Genomic DNA, 2361 nt, shown 5'->3' with positions numbered 1-2361 from the left:
CTAAGGATCGATCATTCCGGGCATTTAACATAGGTGGGGAAAGCGGACGCTTACAAAACACGGGCGCCACAGCAAGCTGAATGGCATGGGAGATAGAGGCAACAGGAAGTTCAGTGATCATTAACAGGCCTTATGTTGGACGCTGGCTCTTAAGCTTCAGCATTGGGAATGCGGTATTCGAAGTTTCAGCGCGATAAGCCGGTGCGTTTTATCGCGTTATTTGTAAATTTCTTTACGGTGACCAATCTCGATAACCAGGATAATCAGCTCGTTATCTTCAATGCGACATAGCAATCGAAAGTCTCCTACTCGATAGCGCCACAAGCCGGAAAGCTTGCCTTGCAAGGCTTTGCCGGTTAAGCGAGGATTGTCGGTAGTTTGTAGCCGATCAAGGAGAAACGACGCAATTCTTTTTTATAGTGGCTTGTCGAGTTTTTGCAAATCCCGTTTAGCATCATCAGAAAACTTAACTGTCCAAGCCAAGCTCTTTTACCACGTCGTTTAAGTTGTGAGATATTTTGCCGCCTTCAAGATAACGCTGATAAGCGTCATCGGCTTTTTTTGCGTCTTGACTATCTTCCAGATGCTCAAGCAGCACATTCTTAATCAGTTGCGCCGGACTGATATGTTCCTGCTCTACTAACTGATTTAATAGAGTTGCTGTTTCATCATCCAATTCTAATGTCACCATCTGATTTTCTCCCTTGAGTGAAGTAGGTTAGACAACATTTTTTCGTTGCCCAATATTTTGCGCATGTTGATGTAGGGCATAAACAGCATACCCAATCTTATATCTCCGGGCTATTTATGTTCAATCAACGATGTACGGGTGATTTCCACGAACTCATAGATTTCCAGTGCCCCAACAATCGCGGATAAATTTTTCACGAATAGGTCTTCAAGCTCCCGGTTACTAATATTTCCTGTCGACACTAATAACAGTTTATAAGGCACTCCCGAAAGCAAAAACGAGTTAACGAAGTCAGCATTCTTAGTAACGACAATGCGTTGCTCCGCAACCGAAATCTCGTTGATCCGCCAATCCGGTGTACGGTTTCCAGACGGCAAATCCAAGGTATGCAAAACGTCGTGTCCCGACCATTTCAGACTTGCCGCAAGATGCTGCGGCAGCTGCGTATCGACAAGAAATTTCATGCGGCCAGTATTTCAATCCGTTTAACCTTGGCAAGACGAGAGGCAAACTCCAATGCAGCCATAATGTCTTCTCTTTCCAAGTCCTCATAATCTGCGAGAATCTCATCGACGCTCATGCCGGAACCTAGCCATTCCAGGATATTTTCAACCGGATAACGCAAGCCCCGTATAGTCGGTTTGCCATGACAAATGTTAGTATCAATCGTAATCCGCTCGGATAATAATTCAGTCATATCAGTCACCGTTTAAATAGTGTTTGTTGGTTCCCAAGCTCCAGCTCACTGCCATTAAGTTAAGCGTTGTAGGAGCGGGCCATGCCCGCGATGAAGGAACTACAACCCTGCTCGCCGCCTAAATATCGCGGGCGCGGCCCGCTCCTACGGTGTCATTGTCTTCTTAACTTAAATGGTAGTGAAGCTCCAGCTTGGGAGTTCAGTTTTGGAAGCCTGTCCTGAGCCTTGTCGAAGGGCTCCAGCAAAAATGGGGCGCGATGCGCCCTTACTTGGCTTGAAAAAGGCCGGGGATAGTCCCAGATCAGCGTTTTGCTGCCCCCAGCAGCTTTACTTTTGCATAATACACACTGCCGCCGTTTGTGATATTGTTAAATAATCAAGCCCTCCATCACCAGCAGTATTTGATATACAGTCGTTTAATTCTGTTGCATCGAGCCCGGGCTTATCGGCTCGATCAGCCATTATTTTACTTAGCCTAGTGCGTTCTGATTCGGAGGCATTACGCCAACTATCAAGTTTATCTGTTGTTGATAAAGAATTATTACGCGCTGTTAAATGACTCTTAAATTCTCTATCGAAAGCCAGCTGTCTGTTCCATTGTGCGATCACTCTGCCTGTAATTCTCTTATCTAGCTCATCATAAGTTGCATAAAGATCGGGTGGCAGGCATCCTAGCTGTTTGGCAGAAAATAAAAGGCCATAATATTTATCTTCGTCATTATATGCTGATGCCGATTTAAAACGGTAGATAGGATTATAACGGTCGTCAACCGTGAGTGTGAACGGCTTATGCCCCATATAATTCCTATGGGAATCTTTTTCATTTACATTGCCGCATAATCCTGTTAGTCCATTTTTATTTAATAAAGGATCAGATGGATTATCTTTATAAAGATAATCGGCTTTGTAATTTTTTATTAATTAGGACTTTCGCTATCCTCCTGAATAAGCCTTAATTCTAGGGTCACGCAGT

5 protein-coding genes are annotated in these 2361 nt (G+C 44.3%); all 5 read right to left on the bottom strand.

The genetic code is table 11. From position 1 onward, the window contains the following. Nucleotides 1-216: 216 nt before the first annotated feature. Nucleotides 217-408, bottom strand: coding sequence for a type II toxin-antitoxin system RelE family toxin (locus tag V7051_RS24545; protein WP_333879384.1), 192 nt, complete (start codon nt 406-408; stop codon nt 217-219). Nucleotides 409-466: 58 nt separating this feature from the next. Further along, nucleotides 467-691, bottom strand: a complete 225-nt coding sequence (locus V7051_RS24540) for a DUF6290 family protein (protein WP_333879380.1) — start codon at nt 689-691, stop codon at nt 467-469. 110 nt (nt 692-801) lie between these two features. Then, nucleotides 802-1155: a DUF5615 family PIN-like protein gene (locus tag V7051_RS24535; RefSeq protein ID WP_333879381.1), complete on the bottom strand. Its 354-nt coding sequence runs from the start codon at nt 1153-1155 to the stop codon at nt 802-804. After that, nucleotides 1152-1388: a DUF433 domain-containing protein gene (locus V7051_RS24530; RefSeq protein ID WP_333879382.1), complete on the bottom strand. Its 237-nt coding sequence runs from the start codon at nt 1386-1388 to the stop codon at nt 1152-1154. Before V7051_RS24530 ends, V7051_RS24535 begins: the two co-directional genes overlap by 4 nt. Nucleotides 1389-1715: 327 nt before the next feature. Beyond that, complete coding sequence (locus tag V7051_RS24525) at nt 1716-2186, bottom strand: hypothetical protein (RefSeq protein WP_333879383.1); 471 nt, start codon at nt 2184-2186, stop codon at nt 1716-1718. Nucleotides 2187-2361 lie beyond the last annotated feature (175 nt).

It is taken from the genome of Methylobacter sp., assembly GCF_036845245.1.
In the GTDB taxonomy this organism is placed as follows: domain Bacteria; phylum Pseudomonadota; class Gammaproteobacteria; order Methylococcales; family Methylomonadaceae; genus Methylobacter_A.
This window is presented reverse-complemented; position numbering and strand designations above follow the sequence as displayed.